Source organism: Caballeronia sp. A2-2, assembly GCF_057612605.2.
Window position 1 is genome coordinate 384,148 of sequence record NZ_CM172588.1, and the last position, 18,088, is coordinate 402,235.

Here is an 18,088-nt window from a genome sequence, read left to right on the forward strand (position 1 = left end):
CGGTGACAAACTTATTGACGAATTCAGCGCGGATGCATCAACGAACGCACGATGTCGGCGGTGTCGATGCTGCGCGAAGGCAAGTTTTTAACGCGCGCGCACGGTCGCGTTAGCAAAGAATTTGGCGATACGCTTGCCTGCAAGCACGAACCACGAAGGTTCCGCAGGCATTTGCTCACGGCGCGTCACGCTCATGGCGAACAGCGTGAGCAGCGATTGCGAGTGAATGAAGTTGCGATACGATGCATCGAGCGGGGAAGTCCAGGCGCAAGTGCGGCAGTCGTGCCGGGCGCAGGTGTTACAGGGCGGTTGATCGCGGTGCATGGTGGGGAGTCCAGTGAGTACCCGCGCATCATGTTCGATCCGCCCGTTTTAGACGATCAGACAAGTCGTATTGAATTCTTAATTTCGCGTCGCACATGGAAGGAGACGGCATGCACTATCTGTTGATCTACGAACTGAGCAGCGATTACCTCGAACGCCGCGCGCAATTTCGCGACGCGCATCTCGGGCTGGCGTGGCAGGCCGTCGAGCGTGGGGACATCGTGCTGGCCGGTGCGCTCGATTCGCCCGCCGACCGCGCCATGCTCCTTTTCACGGGCGATTCCCCCGAGCGCGCGGAAGCCTTCGCGCGCACCGACCCTTACGTGACGAACGGGCTCGTCACGCGTTGGGAGGTGCGCAAGTGGAACACGGTGGTGGGCGAGGACGCATCGACGCCGGTGCGCTGAGCGGCTTCAGGCGTCGGCGGTTTCCTCGGTGGGCTGCTGATCGTCGGACGGACGCTTGCCTTGTGTCGGCACACGGCGTTGCGCCGCGCGGTAAAAGCTCTCCAGCGTGTCGTCCATCTGCTGCGAGCGCTCGAACAGATCCGCCAGCCAGTCGACGAACGCCGAAACACGCGGCGTCGCCTGACGGCTTTTCAGAAACGCGACCGATACCTTGAGCGGCGGCGATTGCCACTCCGGCAACACTTCGCGCAATTGCCCCGAACGCAGGAACGGTTGCGCCGCGATCCGTAGCGGCTGAATCAATCCGAGTCCTTCGAGACCGCAGGCGAGATACGCGTGTTCGTCGGTGACCTGCACGAAGCCGCGCATGCGCATCGCGATGGGGTCGCCGTCCACGTCGAATTCGAAATCGGCGGGACGGCCGCCTTTCTCGCATACGCAATTCACCGCGACATGCTGCGTCAGTTCATCGAGCGATGCAGGCATGCCGTGCTTTTCCAGATACGCCGGACTCGCGCACGTCACTTGTTCGAGCACGCCGAGGCGTCTCGCGATCAGACCGGAATCGGGCAATTCGCCGAGTTGCACGCTGCAATCGACGCCTTCGCCTACGAGATCCATATTCCGGCTGCCGATTCCGAGCGACAGTTCGATCTGCGGATAACGCGCGTGAAACTCCGGCAGCGCGGGCACGACGATGCTCGTCGCCACCGTATCCGGCATTTCCACGCGCAAGCGCCCGCGCAGGCGCTCCTCGCCCGCACTGAAGCCGGATTCCAGCTCGTCGATATCGGCGAGGATTTGCGAGCAGCGCTCATAGTAAGCAGCGCCATCGACAGTGAGATTCAGACGCCGCGTGGTGCGGGCGAGCAATTGCACACCGATCAGCGCTTCGAGTTGCTGCACGGTCGTCGAGACACTCGCACGCGGCATGCCGAGCGATTCGGCTGCACGCGTGAAGCTGTTCGTATCGACGACACGCGTAAAGACACGCATGGCATGGACGCGATCTAGCACGTTGAGTTTTCCTTGGTTCTGACGATGAGAGGCGATGCGCGGCGCGTGAATAACAGGCGCATCGGCGATGGTTAGATCGTAAGGACTGGAGGTGTCAACGTGAATACACAAAACTGGCGGATTCTTGCCTGATTCTTTTTGGCGCTCGTGCGACGCTGCGAATCACAGCGTCGGCATGTCACCGCGCAAGCGCCCGGCGATGCCCGAAAAGTCCGTCCCCGAAGGCGCCTGATAAAGCCGCAGGCCCATCTCAGGAAGAATGGACAGCAGATGATCGAAGACATCGCCCTGAATGCGTTCGTATTGTGTCCACGCCGTGGTGGCCGTGAAGCAATAGACCTCGACCGGAATGCCTTCCGATTGCGGCTCCATCATGCGCACCATGATCGCCATGTCTTGCCGAATCTCGGGATGCCGCTGCAAATAAGCCAGCCCATACGCGCGAAACGTGCCGATATTCGTGAGCCTTCTACGATTCGCCGGCTCGTTCGCCAGTTCGCCGAGATTGCGGTTCGCCTGTTCCACTTCGGTCTGCTTCTGCTCCAGATAATCGTGCAGCAGGCGAAAGCGCATCAGCCGTTCGGTTTCTTCGTCGCTTAAGAAACGCACGCATTGCGCGTCGATGCGCAACGTGCGCTTGATGCGTCTTCCGCCCGATTCGAACATATGCCGATAGTTGCGATAACTCTCGGAAAAGAGCTTGTACGTAGGCACCGTGGTGACCGTGTTGTCCCAGTTCTGCACCTTCACCGTATGCAGCGCGATGTCTTTCACGAAGCCATCGGCGCTGGCCTGCGGCATCTCGATCCAGTCGCCTATTCGCAGCATGTCGTTCGAAGTCAACTGCGTGCTCGCGACCAACGACAGCAGCGTGTCCTTGAACACGAGCAGCAGCACCGCGGACAGCGCGCCGAGTCCCGAGAGCATCCATAAAGGCGACCGGTCGATGAGGATCGACAGCACGAGCACGCTGCACACCAGCACGAGCGCGAGCTTGCCGATCTGGATATAGCCTTTGATGGAACGCGTCTGCGCTTCCTTGCTCGATGCATAAACGTCCTGCCACGCAGACAACACGCTGCCGATCGCAAAGAACAGGCACATCCAAGCGGCCGCATGCGCCACGCGTTCGATCGGCTCGGCCCAGCGGCCGATATGCGGCACTTCGTCGATGCCCAGCGCCACGGTCGCGAACGGCACCGCGTACCACAAGCGATGGTAAGCGCGCCGCCGGATGAAGCCCTGATCCCACGCCGTATGACCGGCCAGCACCAGCAGCCGATGCGCGAAGCCGAGCACGATGCGCGCGACCACCCATTGCAGGAACAGCGCGACGAGCGCCAGCGTGAACAGGCCGAGCAGCAGTTGCGCCCATGCATGCGTGGGCAGATGGTCCTGCAACTGGTCGGCCAGAAAATCGAAATTCATGCTCGGAATGTTGGGACGGAAAAGTTCGCGGGCATCGTATTGTGCATGACGCGCACCCGAATCGTGCGTATCGGCCGGACGTTCGCCGGATCATCGAAAACCCGGACACCATGAAAATGAATTTTTTCTGGCGGGGCTTTTGAGTAAATATAGTTTCATTACGATTGGCTTCGCGAGCCGGAAAGCGTTCATGTCCCGTTCCACGCCTAATCTTTTCGCCGATGAAGTGCCGATCGCCGCGCGCATCGCGGCGGCCATGCCGCGTCTCACGCCGATCCACCGGCGCATGGGCGCGTTCGTGCTCGCCAATCTGTTCCGCTCGGCGACCATGCGCATCGACGAACTGGCCGATGCGGTCGGCGCGTCCGTCGCCACGGCGAATCGTTTCGCGCGCACGCTCGGTTTCTCGGGCTATCCGGCGTTTCGCGAGGCGCTTGTGCGCGGGTTCGAGGCGACCATCGCGCCGGTCGAACGTCTGCGTTCGGCGCTCGAAACGCCGGCGAGCGGTGCCGAAGTGTTCGATGCATCGCTGGCGCAGGCGTGCGCCAATCTGCAACTCGCGCAGACCTCCGTGCATGGCGCGAAGGCCGAAGCGCTCGTCGATGCCGTGCTGGCCGCGCGCCGCGTGTTCGTGCTCGGCTACGGCGCGAGCGCGTATCTCGCGGGACTCATGGAGCACGGCCTGACGCCGTATTGTTCCAACGTGCAATCGCTTGCGCTGCTGGGCGGGCCATCGCATGCGGCGCGGCGCTTGTTCACGGCATCGGCGGGCGATGTGCTGATTGCGATTGCGTTTCCGCGTTATGTCGATGACACCATCGCGCTGGCGCGGCAGGCGCGCGATCATGGCGTGCGCGTGCTGGCGCTGACCGACAGCGCGCAATCGCCGCTCGCGCAGGTGGCGGACCTCGTGTTGCCGGTGCGTGCCGAACGCCGGCTCGCGGCGAATTGCGATACCGCCGTGCTCGCCGTCATCGAAGCCCTGTGCGATGCAGTGGCGCATCGCGCGCAAGCTCCGGTCGAAGCGGCTTCAGGTCTCGCTGCATGCGTGCTGCCGTGGCTCGTCGCGCCGGTGACGGATGGCAAACATCAAAAGGAGTCGCGCGAATGAGCATCAAGCCAGTCATCGCCATTCACGGCGGCGCGGGCACCATCCTGCGAAGCGCGTCGAGCGCGGATGCCGAAGCGCGCTATCAAACCGCGCTCACCGACATTCTGCGTGCGGGCGAGCGCTTGCTGGCCGAAGGCGGCAGCGCGCTCGATGCCGTCACCGAAGCCGTGCGTCTGCTCGAAGATTGCCCGCTGTTCAACGCGGGCCACGGCGCGGTCTACACGGCGGCAGGCACGCACGAACTCGACGCCTCAGTGATGGACGGCGCAACGCTCGATGCCGGTTCCGTCTGCTGCGTCATGCGCGTGAAAAACCCCGTGCTGGCTGCGCGCCGCGTGCTCGACGTAAGCGAACACGTCATGTTCACGGCGGCGGGCGCGGAAGCCTTCGCGCAGGCGCAAGGGCTGGAATTAGTAAAGCCATCGTACTTTCATACCGAAGCGCGTCACCGGCAATGGCTCGATGCGCGCGGCACGAAAGGGATCATCCTCGATCACGATGCCGCGACGCGTTTCGCGTTCAAAGGCGAAGACGACCCTTTGGATCCGACGAAAAAATTCGGCACCGTAGGCGCCGTCGCGCTCGATGCGCACGGCCATCTCGCCGCCGCGACATCGACGGGCGGCATCACCAACAAGCAGGCCGGACGCGTCGGCGATGCGCCATTGATCGGCGCGGGCTGCTACGCGAACGATGCGACCTGCGCCGTCTCGACCACCGGCACCGGCGAGATGTTCATCCGCATGCTCGCCGCGTATGACGTCTCCGCGCAGATGGAATATCGCGGTGTGCCGCTGGAAGAAGCCTCGAACGATGTCGTGATGAACAAGCTGCCGCGCATCGCGGGACGCGGCGGGTTGATCGCGGTCGATGCGCGCGGCAACATCGCGCTGCCGTTCAACACCGAAGGCATGTATCGCGGCTACGCGCGCGTGGGCGAAGTCCCCGTCACCGCAATCTATCGATGACGAACTCCGCGCTCACGCTGCCCGAATCCCGCGTGATCGACGTGCGCGATCTGTCGGTCGCGTTCCGCACGCGTTCTCGCACCGTGGAAGCCGTGCGCGGCATGTCGTTTTCGGTGGATCGCGGCGAGACGCTCGCCATCGTCGGCGAATCCGGGTCGGGCAAGTCCGTGACTTCGCTTGCATTGATGCGGCTCGTCGAGCACGGCGGCGGCGCGATTGCATCGGGCAGCATCGCGTTCAGGCGACGCGGCGGGCAGGTGCTCGATCTCGCGCGCGCATCCACGGCCACGATGCGCGGCGTGCGCGGCGCGGACATCGCCATGATCTTTCAGGAGCCGATGACATCGTTGAATCCGGTCTTCACCGTGGGCGATCAGATTGCCGAGGCGATCGCGCTGCATCAGGGCAAGAGCCGCGCGGAAGCACGCAACGAAGTGCTGCGCCTGCTCGATCTCGTGCGCATTCCCGAGGCGCGGCGCGTGTTCGGGCGTTATCCGCATCAGTTGTCAGGCGGCATGCGTCAACGCGTGATGATCGCGATGGCGCTCTCGTGCAAGCCCGCGCTGCTGATCGCCGACGAACCGACCACCGCGCTCGATGTGACCATTCAGGCGCAGATTCTGCAGCTTATACGCGGCTTGCAGAACGAGATGAACATGGGCGTGATCTTCATCACGCATGACATGGGCGTGGTTGCCGAAGTGGCAGACCGCGTGCTGGTGATGTATCGCGGGGAGAAGGTGGAAGAAGCGGCCTCGGACGAATTGTTCGGGAACCCGAAGCATAGCTATACGAAGGCGCTGCTTGCCGCGGTTCCCACGCTCGGCGCGATGCGCGGCACCGCGTCTCCCGCGAAATTTCCCATCCTCGAAGTAGAGCCTGCCGTACTGGCTCCCGACGATGCCAGCGCCCTGCGTCCCTCCGAAGCCGTCGAGCACGAGCGCCAGCCCGAGGTCGATCAAAACAGCGCGCCCATTCTGCGCGTGCGCGATCTCGTCACGCGCTTTCCCGTTAAAAGCGGCTTGTTCGGACGCACGACCGCTGCCGTGCATGCGGTCGAGCAAGTGAGCTTCGATCTTCGTCGCGGCGAAACGCTTGCGCTCGTTGGCGAATCAGGTTGCGGCAAATCGACGACAGGTCGTTCGTTGCTAAGGCTCGTGGAAAGCCAGAGCGGTTCCATCGAATTCGACGGACGCGATATCAGCAAGTTGCAAGGCCCTGAATTGCAGGCGTTGCGGCGCAATATCCAGTTCATTTTTCAGGACCCGTTTGCCTCGCTCAATCCGCGTTTGACCGTGGGATTTTCGGTGATGGAACCGCTGCTCGTACACAAGGTCGCAAGCGGCAAGGAAGCACAGGCGCGCGTGGACTGGCTGCTCGATAAAGTCGGCTTGCCGCCCGAAGCCGCGCAACGTTATCCACATGAATTCTCGGGCGGACAGCGGCAACGTATCGCGATTGCGCGTGCGCTGGCGTTGAATCCCAAGGTCGTGATCGCGGATGAATCCGTCTCCGCGCTCGATGTATCCGTGCGTGCGCAGATCGTCAATCTCATGCTCGATTTGCAAAGCGAACTGGGCGTGGCGTATCTGTTCATCTCGCATGACATGGCCGTGGTGGAGCGCGTGAGTCATCGCGTGGCGGTGATGTATCTCGGGCAGATCGTGGAGATCGGGCCGCGTGCATCCGTGTTCGAAGCGCCGCGTCATCCATACACGAGAAAGCTGATGAGTGCCGTGCCGGTCGCCGATCCATCGCGCCGTCACGCCGCGCGCATGCTCGCTGCCGACGAGATTCCGAGCCCCATTCGCATGCTCGGCGATGAGCCTGTCGTCGCGAAGCTCGTTGCTGTCGGACCGGACCATTACGTTGCCGAGCATCATGTCGGCGGCGCTTATTGATATTGAAGCCGAAGAAGAAACCACAACGTCAAAGGAGTTGAACGATGCCGATTTCTTCCACCCTGCGCGCGCTGATCGCGGCGAGCGCCATCGCCGCGCTGTCGCCGGTCGCTGCATTCGCACAAAGCACCGCCGTGATGGCCGTCGCCTCGACCTTCACGACAATGGACCCGTACGACGCCAACGACACGCTCTCGCAGGCCGTCTGCAAGTCGTTCTATCAGGGCTTGTATGGCTTCGACAAGGACATGAAGATTCATCCCGTGCTCGCGACGGGTTACGAAGCCAGCACCGATGCCAAGGTCTACACGATCCACTTGCGCCAGGGCGTGAAGTTTCACGACGGCACCGACTTCAACGCTGACGCCGTGAAAGCCGTGTTCGATCGCGTGACCGATCCGAATAACCATCTCAAGCGCTACAACCTGTTCAACAAGATCGAGAAGACCGAAGTGATCGATCCGTACACGGTGAAGATCACGCTCAAGTTCCCGTTCTCGGCGTTCATCAATGTGCTGGCGCATCCGTCGGCGGTGATGATCTCGCCCACGGCGTTGCAGAAGTATGGCAAGGACATCGCGTTTCATCCGGTGGGCACGGGTCCGTTCGAGTTCGTCGAATGGAAGCAGACGGACGACATGAAGGTGAAGAAGTTCGCGGGCTACTGGCAAAAGGGCTTGCCGAGGATCGACATGATCGACTGGAAGCCGGTGGTGGACAACAACACGCGCGCGGCCTTGATGCAAACCGGCGAAGCCGATTTCGCGTTTCAGGTGCCGTTCGAACAGGCCGCGACGCTGGCATCCAGTCCGAAGGTCGATCTGATCGCCGCGCCTTCGATCATTCAGCGCTATATCAGCCTGAACATGCAGCAGAAGCCGTTCGACAATCCGAAGGTGCGCGAGGCGCTCAATTACGCGGTCAACAAAGAGGCGCTGGTGAAGGTGGCATTCGCGGGCTACGCGACGCCAGCGGAAGGCGTCGTGCCGCCGGGCGTGGACTTCGCGACCAAGCTCGGCCCGTGGAAATACGATCCCGCGAAGGCGCGCGAACTGCTCAAGGAAGCGGGCTATCCGAACGGCTTCGAGACCGTGTTGTGGTCGGGCTATAACTACACGACGGCGCAGAAGATCATTCAGTTCGTGCAGCAACAACTGGCGCAAGTCGGTATCAAGGCAAGCGTGGAAGCGCTCGAATCCGGGCAACGTGTGCAACGCGTGGAAAGCGCGCCCGATCCGAAGACCGCGCCGGTGCGCATGTTCTATATCGGCTGGTCGTCATCGACGGGCGAAGCGGACTGGGCGCTTTCGCCCTTGCTGTCGGGTGCATCGTTCCCGCCGAAGCTGTTTAATACGGCCTACTACAAAAACGATGAAGTGGATGCCGACCTTCAAAAAGCGCTCGCCACGACCGACCGCAACGAAAAGACCCAGCTCTACGCAGACGCACAAAAACGTATCTGGGCCGATGCACCGTGGATCTTCCTCGTCACGGAAAAGGTCGTGTATGCGCGCAGCAAGCGTCTTTCCGGCGCTTACGTCATGCCCGATGGCTCCTTCAATTTCGACGAGATCGCCATCAAGTAAATCGACGCGATGTTTAACTTCCTCGCCAAACGCCTGCTTGGCCTTTTACCGACGCTCGTGATCGTCGCGGTGCTGGTGTTTCTGTTCGTGCATCTGTTACCGGGCGATCCCGCGCGTCTGGCTGCCGGTCCCGAAGCGGACGAAGCAACAGTCGCGCTCGTGCGTGCCGATCTCGGACTGGACAAGCCCTTGCCGCAACAACTGGTGAGTTTCTTCGGCCACGCGCTGCACTTCGACTTCGGCAATTCGACGCGCAGCAAGCGGCCCGTGTCCACCGAAATCGGCGAGCGCTTCATGCCGACGCTGTGGCTCACGCTCGCGAGCATGGCGTGGGCGGTGGTGTTCGGCATGGCGATCGGGATCGCTTCTGCAGTGTGGCGTAACCGCTGGCCGGACCGGCTCGGCATGACGCTCGCGGTGTCGGGTATTTCGTTTCCCGCCTTCGCGCTCGGCATGCTGCTGATGGAGATATTTTCGGTCAAGCTCGGCTGGCTGCCTATCGTGAGCGACGGCACATGGAAGGGTTACGTGCTGCCTTCGCTCACGTTGGGCGCGGCCGTCGCGGCGGTGATGGCGCGCTTCACGCGAGCATCGTTCGTGGAAGTGCTGGGCGAGGACTTCGTGCGCACCGCGCGCGCCAAGGGCGTGCATGAGCCGATGGTCATTCTCAAGCATTGCCTGCGCAACGCGATGATTCCCGTCGTCACCATGATGGGCCTTCAGTTCGGCTTTCTGCTCGGCGGCTCGATTGTCGTTGAGAAGGTGTTCAATTGGCCGGGCCTCGGCCGCCTGCTCGTGGATGCCGTCGAAATGCGCGACTATCCGGTGATTCAGGCGGAAGTGCTGTTGTTCTCGCTGGAGTTCATCGTCATCAATCTGATCGTGGATGTGCTGTATGCGGTCATCAATCCCACCATCCGCTTCAAGTGAGAAAGTGAGAACGTCATGAGCGCGACAATAGAAACCACGGTGGACGATGCACCCAAAATCCGCACGCCGTGGACCGAGTTCTGGCGCAAGTTCAGGCAGCAACCGGTGGCGCTGGCGGCGGGCGTGTTCGTCGTACTGCTGATTATCGTCGCGGTGATCGCACCATATATCGCGCCGTACGATCCGGAAAACTTCTTCGATTACGATGCCCTCAACGCAGGCCCATCCGCCGCGCACTGGTTCGGCGTGGATTCGCTGGGCCGCGATATTTTGAGCCGCATACTCGTGGGCAGCCGTATTTCGCTTTCGGCGGGTCTGTTATCGGTCGTGATCGGCGCGGTGATTGGCACGTTCTTCGGATTGCTTGCGGGCTATTACGAGGGCTGGTGGGATCGTATCGTCATGCGTATTTCGGACGTGCTGTTCGCGTTTCCGGGGATTTTGCTCGCCATCGGCGTGGTCGCGATTCTCGGCAACGGCATGGTCAACGTGGTGTGCGCGGTGGCGATCTTCAGCATTCCTGCCTTTGCGCGGCTCGTGCGCGGCAATACGCTGGCGCTGAAGCATCTGACCTATATCGAGGCGGCGCGCAGCATCGGGGCATCGGACTGGACGATCATCGCGCGGCACATTCTGCCGGGAACGATCTCGTCGGTCGTGGTGTACTTCACGATGCGCATCGGCACCTCGATCATCACGGCGGCGAGCCTGTCGTTTCTCGGACTCGGCGCGCAGCCGCCCACGCCCGAGTGGGGCGCCATGCTCAACGAAGCGCGCGCCGACATGGCGACCGCGCCGCACGTCGCCATCTTTCCGAGCCTTGCGATCTTCTTCACGGTGCTTGCCTTCAACCTGCTCGGCGACGGCCTGCGCGACGCGCTGGACCCGAAACTCGACCGCCCATGACGCATATCGGCTTGCTCGATGCCGGTCCGCGCGGCAGCATCGCGGATATCGCGGGCGTGACGGTCGGCCATTGCACGCTCGCGCACGATGACGTGCAGACCGGCATCACCGTTATCCGTCCGCACGGCGACGATGTGTATCGCGCGAAAGTGCCTGCGGGCGCGTGCGTGATCAATGGCTTCGGCAAGAGCGTGGGGCTGGTGCAGACCGATGAACTCGGCGTGCTGGAAACGCCGATTGCGCTGACCAATACGTTCGCTGTGGGGACGGTGGCGAATGCGCAGATTCGCGCCGCCATCGATGCGAACCCGCTGATCGGGCGCGACTGGCCGAGCGTCAATCCGCTCGTGTTCGAATGCAACGATGGCTATCTAAACGACATGCAGGCGTTCGCGGTCGAAGCGCGTCATTACACTGAAGCATTCGATGCTTGCAGCGCCGACTTCGCACGCGGCGCAGTGGGCGCGGGGCGCGGCATGTCGTGCTTCGAACTGAAAGGCGGGATCGGCACGGCTTCGCGTGTGGCGCGCATCGGCGAACATGCATACATGACGGGCGCGCTCGTGCTGGCGAACTTCGGGCGCTTGCCGCAACTCACGATCGCAGGCGATGCCATCGGCCGCCGTCTGCAAGCCGCGCGCGAATCGCACGCACCCGAGCAAGGCTCCATCATCATGATCCTCGCCACCGATGCGCCGCTCGACGCGCGTCAGCTTCGCCGTCTCGCGATGCGCGCCGCCGCCGGTCTCGCGCGCACCGGTTCGTGTTTCGGGCATGGCAGCGGCGATATCGCGCTGGCGTTCTCGACCGCCTACACCGTGCCGCACGATGCCGCCTTCGTCACACTTCCGCCGCTCGTCGCCGATGCGCGGCTCGATCCCGTGTTTCAGTCGGCGGCGGATTGCGTCGAACAGGCCATCGTCGATGCGCTTTATAGCGCGGGTTCAGTCACGGGACGCAACGGGCACCGGCGCCTTTCGCTCAAGGACGCGCAAGCCGTGGTGAACGCAGGCGATACCGGTAAAATGCCGAACTGAGGTCATCGTTCAATTCAAAAGAAGACGGTCTGAATTCATGTATTTGTCGATCATCGCGGTGGGCGTCGGCGGCGGGTTGGGCTCGCTGCTCAGATGGGTGCTCGGGTTGCGCCTGAACGCCGTCTTCCCAAACTTGCCACTCGGCACATTGGCGTCGAATATCATTGCCGGTTACATCATCGGCGTGGCAGTAGCGTTCTTCGCGCGCATGCCGGCGCTGCCGGTCGAATGGCGGCTGTTCGTCATCACCGGCCTGATGGGCGGTCTTTCGACCTTCTCGACTTTCTCCGCCGAAGTGGTCGCGCACCTCCAGCAAGGCCGCACCGGCTGGGCGCTCGGGGAAATCGCCATCCATGTTTGCTCGTCACTTTTGATGACGGCGCTCGGCATTGCGACGGTGGCTATCCTGACCTGAATGTGGTTTTGTCCTAATTCATTGGCATACCGAAAGACGCGGGTCATCTTTCGCGCATAATCTTTCTTTTTCACGCGGTTCTATTCTCAATGCATCAACGCAATAAAGAAGGTGATGAAATGCGCGGACTCCCGTTTAACGATGTCAGGCTGTATGAACCCGAAGACCTCGACAGCGTGACGGAAGTGTTCCTTCGTTCAGTGCGCGAAACGAAGTCTCAATACAATCCGGATCAGATCGAGGCCTGGGCAGACATCGATTACGAGAAATGGGTGCAGGAACGTGAAAACCGGCCGACCTGGGTCGCCATGCACGAGGGTAAGGTGGTGGGCTTTATCGATCTCCACGTCAACGGACTGATCGACATGCTGTATGTGCTTCCGGAACATCAGCGGCGTGGCGTGGCCACCGCGTTGCTTGCGCGACTTGAGGCCGAGGCCGCCGAGGCGGAAGTCACCGTGCTTCACACCTACGCAAGCACGACCGCGCAACCGTTCTTCGAGCGGTGCGGTTACATCACGCTGCTGGGCCGGACGGTGACGGTGCGCGGCGAGCAGTTTGTCCAGTTCGTGATGGAGAAAAAGATCTGATGTCCCACCCTCGATTTGTCTAGACAAGGTCGTGATGCGTGGCCTAGGAGAATCCCTTAAAGCCTCTTGTTTCGGCTGTCTTGCCCGTTTAGACTGAGGTCTGACTTGTATAGACAGGATGAACCATGATCACGCTCACGCCCGGCAAGCTCACGCTGCCGCAATTGCGCCGCATCGCGCGCGGCGCAGATTCCTTGCGGCTCGACCCGGCCAGCTTCGCCGCCATCGATGCCAGCGCGCAGGCGGTGGCCGCGATCGCCGCGAAGGGTGATCCGGCCTACGGCATCAACACGGGTTTCGGGCGTTTGGCCAATACGCATATTCCGGCCGACCAGCTCGAACTCCTGCAGCGCAATCTGGTGCTCTCGCACGCGGTGGGCGTGGGCGAGCCGATGTCGCGTCCGGTCGTGCGTCTTTTGATGGCGCTCAAGCTGTCGAGTCTCGGGCGCGGTCATTCGGGCATCCGGCGCGAGGTCATCGACGCGCTCGTCACGCTGTTCAATGCCGATGTCCTGCCGATCATCCCGGTCAAGGGTTCGGTCGGCGCATCCGGCGATCTTGCGCCGCTCGCGCATATGTCCACCGTGCTGCTCGGTCTCGGCGAAGTCACCATTCGCGGCGAACGGGCCAGCGCATCGGACGGGCTCGCTGTCGCCGGCCTCAAGCCGCTCACCTTGCAGGCGAAGGAAGGGCTGGCGCTGCTCAACGGCACGCAGGCATCGGCCGCGCTCGCGCTGTACAACCTCTCCGCGATCGAAGACCTGTTCCGCACCGGGCTGGTCGCGGGCGCGTTGTCGGTCGATGCCGCCGCCGGTTCCGTCGTCCCTTTCGATGCGCGCATTCATGAACTGCGCGGCCATCGCGGTCAGATCGATGCCGCCGCTGCCTACCGCGCGTTGTTGAAAGGCTCGGGCATCAATCTGTCGCATGCCGATTGCGAGAAAGTGCAGGACCCGTACAGCCTGCGTTGCCAGCCGCAAGTCATGGGCGCATGCCTCGACCAGATGCGTCATGCGGCGAGCGTGCTGCTGATCGAAGCGAACGCCGTGTCCGACAATCCGCTGATCTTCCCGGACACGGGCGAAGTGCTGTCCGGCGGCAACTTTCATGCGGAGCCGGTTGCTTTCGCCGCCGACAATCTCGCGCTCGCGGCGGCGGAAATCGGCGCGCTGGCGGAGCGCCGCATCGCGTTGCTGATCGATGCCACGCTCTCCGGTCTGCCGCCGTTCCTCGTGCGCGATGGCGGCGTCAATTCGGGCTTCATGATCGCGCATGTGACGGCGGCGGCGCTGGCCTCCGAGAACAAGACGCTGGCGCATCCGGCCTCGGTGGATTCGCTGCCGACTTCGGCGAATCAGGAAGATCACGTGTCGATGGCGACCTTCGCGGCGCGCAAGCTCGGCGACATCGCCAGCAACACGGCGAATATTCTCGCCATCGAATTGCTCGCTGCGTCGCAGGGCGTGGATTTGCGCGCGCCGCACCGGACCAGCGCGCCGCTCGCGAATGTGATGGAGACGCTGCGCGCGCAGGTGCCGCATTACGATCTGGACCGCTACTTCGCGCCGGATATCGCCGCTGTCGCCACGCTCGTGCAACAGGGCGAGATCGCGCGGCATAGTCCGTTCGCGTTCGAGTCGGAAGCGTCGGAAGCGCAGGCATGAGCACGCCCGCGTACCAGGAGATCAAGGACTACATCCTGCGACGCATCCACGGTGGCGAGTGGAAGGAGGGCGATCAGGTGCCCTCCGAGAACGAACTGTCGCGCGAGTTCAAGGTCGCGCGCATGACCGTGAACCGCGCGCTACGCGAGTTGACTGCCGAACAAGTGCTTACACGCGTGCAAGGCGCGGGCACGTTCGTCGCGCAGCCTAAATACGCATCCACGCTCGTCGAAATTCGCAGCATTTCCGATGAAATCGCGGCACGCGGTCATGTTTATCGCGCGGAGGTGCTGCTTCTGGGCGCGACCATCGTCGAGGAAACGCTGGCTGCCGAAATGCAACTTGCGCTCGGCAGTCCGGTGTTTCATTCGCGCGTGCTGCACTTCGAGAACGATGAGCCGGTGCAGATGGAAGATCGCCACGTGAACCCCGCGCTCGCGCCGGAATATGCGCGGCAGGATTTCACGAGCATCACGCCGAATCAGTATTTGATGGTGGCCGCGCCGTTGCAGCGCGTCGAATACCGGATCGAGGCTTCTGTGCCGCCTGACGCGATTCGCCAGGCGCTTGCCATGAAGGAACATGCGCCGTGTCTGCTGCTGCATCGTCGGACATGGTCGCGGGATGCGGTGGCATCAGTCGCCAATCTTTGGCATCCGGGCGACCGTTATCAGTTCACCGGCCACTTTTGATGACGACGATTATTTGAGGCGGATCGATTTTCAACGTGATGGTGCGGCGGGAGAAAGCGCGGGCGCCGAACGGCACGAGTCGTTTCTGACGCGCCGATGACAATTGTCTGGCGTAGCTGCAATCCACGGTGGTCGGCGGAGCCACTTCTCTCGCACTGAGCGTTAAAAATCGCGTATAAACAATAAGTTAAGCAAAAAACAACCAGATCGAAATCCACCTACCCCGCGAATTTGATTATTGCAACCGGAACAATTAAGTTTCGTGCAAATTAGGGTTTCCCCGATGTCCTTCGCCTCCTAAACTTGTTTTCAACCGAAGCGAAATCAGAAAGCGCTTAAAAACAAAGCGATTCCCGATTCCGGCTTCGATCTCTCAAAACAAGATTTCTGGAGGTTCATCATGATCAAGGCATTCGTTCCCGCACTCGTCATCGCTTCGGCTTTGGCCGCTCCGACTTTCGCTTTCGCACAGTCGCAAGACAACAACGGCCCGGTGACCCGCGCCGAAGTGCGCGCGGATCTGGTTCGACTCGAACAAGCGGGCTACAACCCGTCGACGGATCGCGTGGATTACCCAAAGAACATTCAGGCCGCCGAAGCGCGCGTGCATGCTCAGCAAGGCGATTCGAGCTACGGCGGTTCGACGGCAGGTTCGTCGGCTTCGGGTTCGGCGCGCTCGAATATCTCGATGTCCGATCGTGGCTCGGTCTACTTCGGCCACTAAGCAATATTTGGCAGGGCGCAGTAGAGGTGCAGCAGGAAGTGAAGTAAGTTGCGAGAAGCGCAGTGTGCAGTAAAGAAAACGCCAACGGCCTTCGGGCAGTTGGCGTTTTTTTATGCGATCGATGGAGCCGATCAGCCCTCCTTGCGCGGCGACACGGCTCCACAGGCACGAATTACCAGCCGCACGACCTCTTCCGTTTGCGCTTCATAGGCCTTGTTTGTGAGCGCGCGCTTGCCCTTGATCGCGCGAATCTGCGCGTCGAAATCGGCATAGTGCTGCGTGATCGCCCAGATCATGAACATGAAGGTCTGCGCATCGACCGGGGCAAGCAGGCCGCGCACGATCCAGTTTTCGATGACGATCACGCGCGTATCCAGCCACGGCTTCACGCGTTCCGTGAGAATGTCCTGCATGTGATTCGCGCCCTGGATGATCTCGCTCGCCCACACCTTCGAGCCGAGCGGACGCCGCCGCGACAACTCCATCTTCGCGCGCACATAACCGCCGATCGCTTCCACCGGATCGTCGCTGCATTCGAAGGTATCCGCCGCGCGATGCCAGTCCTCGAACAGGTCTTCGAGCACGCGCCGGTAAAGCGCGAGTTTCGTCGGAAAGTAGTAATGCAGATTGGCTTTCGGCAGTCCCGCGCGTTCGGCAATCAACGCGGTGCTCGCGCCTTCGAGGCCTTTTTCCGCGAAAACCGCTTCGGCGCAGGCGAGAAGTTGCGCTTCGTTGGTCTCGCGAATCTGGGCCTTGCGCCGCCGCAAAGGCGGGGCAGCGTTCTCATGTTCGGCGATGCGTGCCGCCGCTTCGTCGTGTCTCATCGTGTCGTCCGAATGCCTTGTGTGGCGCATCGTGCCTGAATCGCGCGCTTTATGCACGCGGCTTTGTTCGTGAGAGCCTGTCATGCTGCATCGCAATGGCATGCCGGTTCCTGCGTGCGCTCGTTCGCGGCGAATTCAAAAAGTCATTGATTTGCTTATTTTGATCGGCTAAAACCTGTCCAGTCGGACAAGTTTTGCACGACGCTCTAAAAATAAAAAGCACCTTAAAAAGCAGTCCCCCACACTCGAAGTCCTTTTGTAAGGAGCGAGACGCATGAACGTGGCATCGGATGCACTCAGGGAAATCGAGAAGGCTGGGCTCGATACCGCTCTCAAGGTCAATGGCCAGCGCCTGTGGGACAGTCTCATGACGATGGCGAAGATCGGCGCCACGCCCAAAGGCGGTGTGTGCCGTCTGGCGCTGACCGATCTGGATCGGGACGGACGCGATCTTATCGTTAGTTGGGCGAAGGAAGCGGGTTGCACGGTGAGCGTCGATCAGATGGGCAACGTGTTCATGCGCCGCGCGGGACGCAATCCCGACGCGCTGCCCGTCATGACCGGATCGCACGCGGATTCGCAGCCTACGGGCGGACGTTTCGATGGCATCTACGGCGTGCTGGGCGGTCTCGAAGTGATTCGGACGCTTAACGATCAGGGCATCGAGACCGAGCATCCGGTGGAAGTCGTGATCTGGACCAACGAAGAAGGCTCGCGATTCGCGCCCGCGATGGTGGCGTCCGGCGTATTCGCAGGCGTGTTCTCGCTCGATTACGGCCTTTCGCGCAAGGACGTGGATGGCAAGACCATCGGCGAGGAACTCAAGCGTATTGGCTATGCGGGCGATGTGCCGTGCGGTGGACGCAAGTTACACGCGGCATTCGAACTGCATATCGAGCAGGGGCCGATTCTCGAAGCCGAGGACAAGACGGTCGGCGTGGTCACAGATGCGCAGGGTCAGCGCTGGTATGAAATCACGCTGACCGGACAAGAGGCGCACGCGGGCCCCACGCCCATGCCGCGTCGCAAGGACGCGTTGCTTGGCGCATCGCGCGTGGTCGATCTGGTGAATCGCATCGGGCTGAATCATGCGCCGCTCGCGTGCGCGACGGTCGGCATGATGCAGGTGTACCCGAACTCGCGCAACGTGATTCCGGGCCGCGTGTTCTTCACCGTCGATTTCCGTCATCCCGACGATGCCGTGCTCGCGCAGATGGACGCCGCCTTGCGTGATGGCGTGGCGCGCATCGCAGGCGAGATTGGTTTGCAGACCGAACTGGAACAAATCTTCTATTACGCGCCGATCAAGTTCGATAGCGCGTGCGTTGCGTCCGTGCGGGCGGCGGCGCAGCGCTTTGGCTATTCGCATCGCGACATGGTGTCCGGTGCGGGCCATGACGCGTGCTATCTCTCGCAAGTCGCGCCCACGTCGATGGTGTTCGTGCCGTGCGTCGATGGCATCAGCCATAACGAGGTTGAAGACGCCACGCTTGAATGGATCGAAGCGGGCGCGAACGTGCTGCTGCATGCCATGGTCGAGCGTGCTTTGGAACCGGCTTCGTAA

General features: G+C 61.8%; 18 protein-coding genes. 14 read left to right on the forward strand and 4 right to left on the reverse strand.

The window, feature by feature from the left end:
• Positions 1 to 87 precede the first annotated feature (87 nt).
• Positions 88 to 324, reverse strand: a complete 237-nt coding sequence (locus ACZCWR_RS17975) for a hypothetical protein (RefSeq protein WP_487304337.1) — start codon at positions 322 to 324, stop codon at positions 88 to 90.
• A gap of 110 nt (positions 325 to 434) precedes the next feature.
• Here ACZCWR_RS17975 and ACZCWR_RS17980 point away from each other — a divergent pair, with 110 nt between their 5' ends.
• The gene (locus tag ACZCWR_RS17980) at positions 435 to 731 is read left to right on the forward strand and encodes a YciI-like protein (protein ID WP_487304338.1); all 297 of its coding nucleotides are present in this window, start codon (positions 435 to 437) and stop codon (positions 729 to 731) included.
• 6 nt (positions 732 to 737) lie between these two features.
• Here ACZCWR_RS17980 and ACZCWR_RS17985 read toward each other — a convergent pair whose 3' ends face one another.
• Together ACZCWR_RS17985 and ACZCWR_RS17990 are read right to left on the reverse strand one after the other, a co-directional pair.
• A complete protein-coding gene (locus ACZCWR_RS17985; RefSeq protein ID WP_487304339.1) occupies positions 738 to 1,748 on the reverse strand; it encodes a LysR family transcriptional regulator in 1,011 nt (336 codons plus the stop codon).
• Between the two features lie 162 nt (positions 1,749 to 1,910).
• Positions 1,911 to 3,176 (reverse strand): mechanosensitive ion channel family protein, encoded by a 1,266-nt coding sequence (locus tag ACZCWR_RS17990; RefSeq protein ID WP_487304340.1) that lies wholly within the window; start codon positions 3,174 to 3,176, stop codon positions 1,911 to 1,913.
• A gap of 190 nt (positions 3,177 to 3,366) precedes the next feature.
• On the opposite strand from ACZCWR_RS17990, the gene ACZCWR_RS17995 reads away from it, so the two are divergent.
• The 12 genes from ACZCWR_RS17995 (at position 3,367) to ACZCWR_RS18050 (ending at position 15,700) form a co-directional block, all read left to right on the forward strand.
• Positions 3,367 to 4,287 (forward strand): MurR/RpiR family transcriptional regulator, encoded by a 921-nt coding sequence (locus ACZCWR_RS17995; RefSeq protein ID WP_487304341.1) that lies wholly within the window; start codon positions 3,367 to 3,369, stop codon positions 4,285 to 4,287.
• Complete coding sequence (locus tag ACZCWR_RS18000) at positions 4,284 to 5,255, forward strand: isoaspartyl peptidase/L-asparaginase family protein (RefSeq protein ID WP_487304342.1); 972 nt, start codon at positions 4,284 to 4,286, stop codon at positions 5,253 to 5,255. The genes ACZCWR_RS17995 and ACZCWR_RS18000 overlap by 4 nt, the downstream gene beginning before the upstream one ends.
• A complete protein-coding gene (locus tag ACZCWR_RS18005; RefSeq protein ID WP_487304343.1) occupies positions 5,252 to 7,156 on the forward strand; it encodes a dipeptide ABC transporter ATP-binding protein in 1,905 nt (634 codons plus the stop codon). The genes ACZCWR_RS18000 and ACZCWR_RS18005 overlap by 4 nt, the downstream gene beginning before the upstream one ends.
• Before the next feature lie 44 nt (positions 7,157 to 7,200).
• Positions 7,201 to 8,742 (forward strand): glutathione ABC transporter substrate-binding protein GsiB, encoded by a 1,542-nt coding sequence (gene gsiB, locus ACZCWR_RS18010; protein WP_487304344.1) that lies wholly within the window; start codon positions 7,201 to 7,203, stop codon positions 8,740 to 8,742.
• Between the two features lie 9 nt (positions 8,743 to 8,751).
• The gene (gene gsiC / locus ACZCWR_RS18015; RefSeq protein ID WP_487304345.1) at positions 8,752 to 9,672 is read left to right on the forward strand and encodes a glutathione ABC transporter permease GsiC; all 921 of its coding nucleotides are present in this window, start codon (positions 8,752 to 8,754) and stop codon (positions 9,670 to 9,672) included.
• Positions 9,673 to 9,687: 15 nt separating this feature from the next.
• Complete coding sequence (gsiD, locus tag ACZCWR_RS18020; protein WP_487304346.1) at positions 9,688 to 10,578, forward strand: glutathione ABC transporter permease GsiD; 891 nt, start codon at positions 9,688 to 9,690, stop codon at positions 10,576 to 10,578.
• On the forward strand, positions 10,575 to 11,615 hold the full coding sequence (locus ACZCWR_RS18025) for a DmpA family aminopeptidase (RefSeq protein WP_487304347.1): 1,041 nt from the start codon (positions 10,575 to 10,577) through the stop codon (positions 11,613 to 11,615). Before gsiD ends, ACZCWR_RS18025 begins: the two co-directional genes overlap by 4 nt.
• 37 nt (positions 11,616 to 11,652) lie before the next feature.
• Complete coding sequence (crcB, locus tag ACZCWR_RS18030) at positions 11,653 to 12,030, forward strand: fluoride efflux transporter CrcB (RefSeq protein ID WP_487304348.1); 378 nt, start codon at positions 11,653 to 11,655, stop codon at positions 12,028 to 12,030.
• A 119-nt stretch (positions 12,031 to 12,149) separates the two neighbouring features.
• Positions 12,150 to 12,620 carry a GNAT family N-acetyltransferase gene (locus tag ACZCWR_RS18035; RefSeq protein ID WP_487304349.1) on the forward strand — a complete coding sequence of 157 codons (471 nt, stop codon included), beginning with the start codon at positions 12,150 to 12,152 and terminating at the stop codon, positions 12,618 to 12,620.
• 125 nt (positions 12,621 to 12,745) lie between these two features.
• Positions 12,746 to 14,284, forward strand: coding sequence for a histidine ammonia-lyase (hutH, locus tag ACZCWR_RS18040; RefSeq protein ID WP_487304350.1), 1,539 nt, complete (start codon positions 12,746 to 12,748; stop codon positions 14,282 to 14,284).
• Positions 14,281 to 14,976, forward strand: a complete 696-nt coding sequence (gene hutC / locus ACZCWR_RS18045) for a histidine utilization transcriptional repressor HutC (protein ID WP_487304351.1) — start codon at positions 14,281 to 14,283, stop codon at positions 14,974 to 14,976. Before hutH ends, hutC begins: the two co-directional genes overlap by 4 nt.
• Before the next feature lie 400 nt (positions 14,977 to 15,376).
• Entirely contained in the window at positions 15,377 to 15,700 is a 324-nt protein-coding gene (locus ACZCWR_RS18050) for a DUF4148 domain-containing protein (RefSeq protein ID WP_487304352.1), read from the forward strand.
• A 131-nt stretch (positions 15,701 to 15,831) separates the two neighbouring features.
• Here the strand turns inward: ACZCWR_RS18050 and ACZCWR_RS18055 are convergent, their stop codons facing one another.
• Positions 15,832 to 16,524, reverse strand: a complete 693-nt coding sequence (locus ACZCWR_RS18055; protein WP_487304353.1) for a TetR family transcriptional regulator C-terminal domain-containing protein — start codon at positions 16,522 to 16,524, stop codon at positions 15,832 to 15,834.
• Between the two features lie 274 nt (positions 16,525 to 16,798).
• On the opposite strand from ACZCWR_RS18055, the gene ACZCWR_RS18060 reads away from it, so the two are divergent.
• Positions 16,799 to 18,088: an allantoate amidohydrolase gene (locus ACZCWR_RS18060; protein WP_487304354.1), complete on the forward strand. Its 1,290-nt coding sequence runs from the start codon at positions 16,799 to 16,801 to the stop codon at positions 18,086 to 18,088.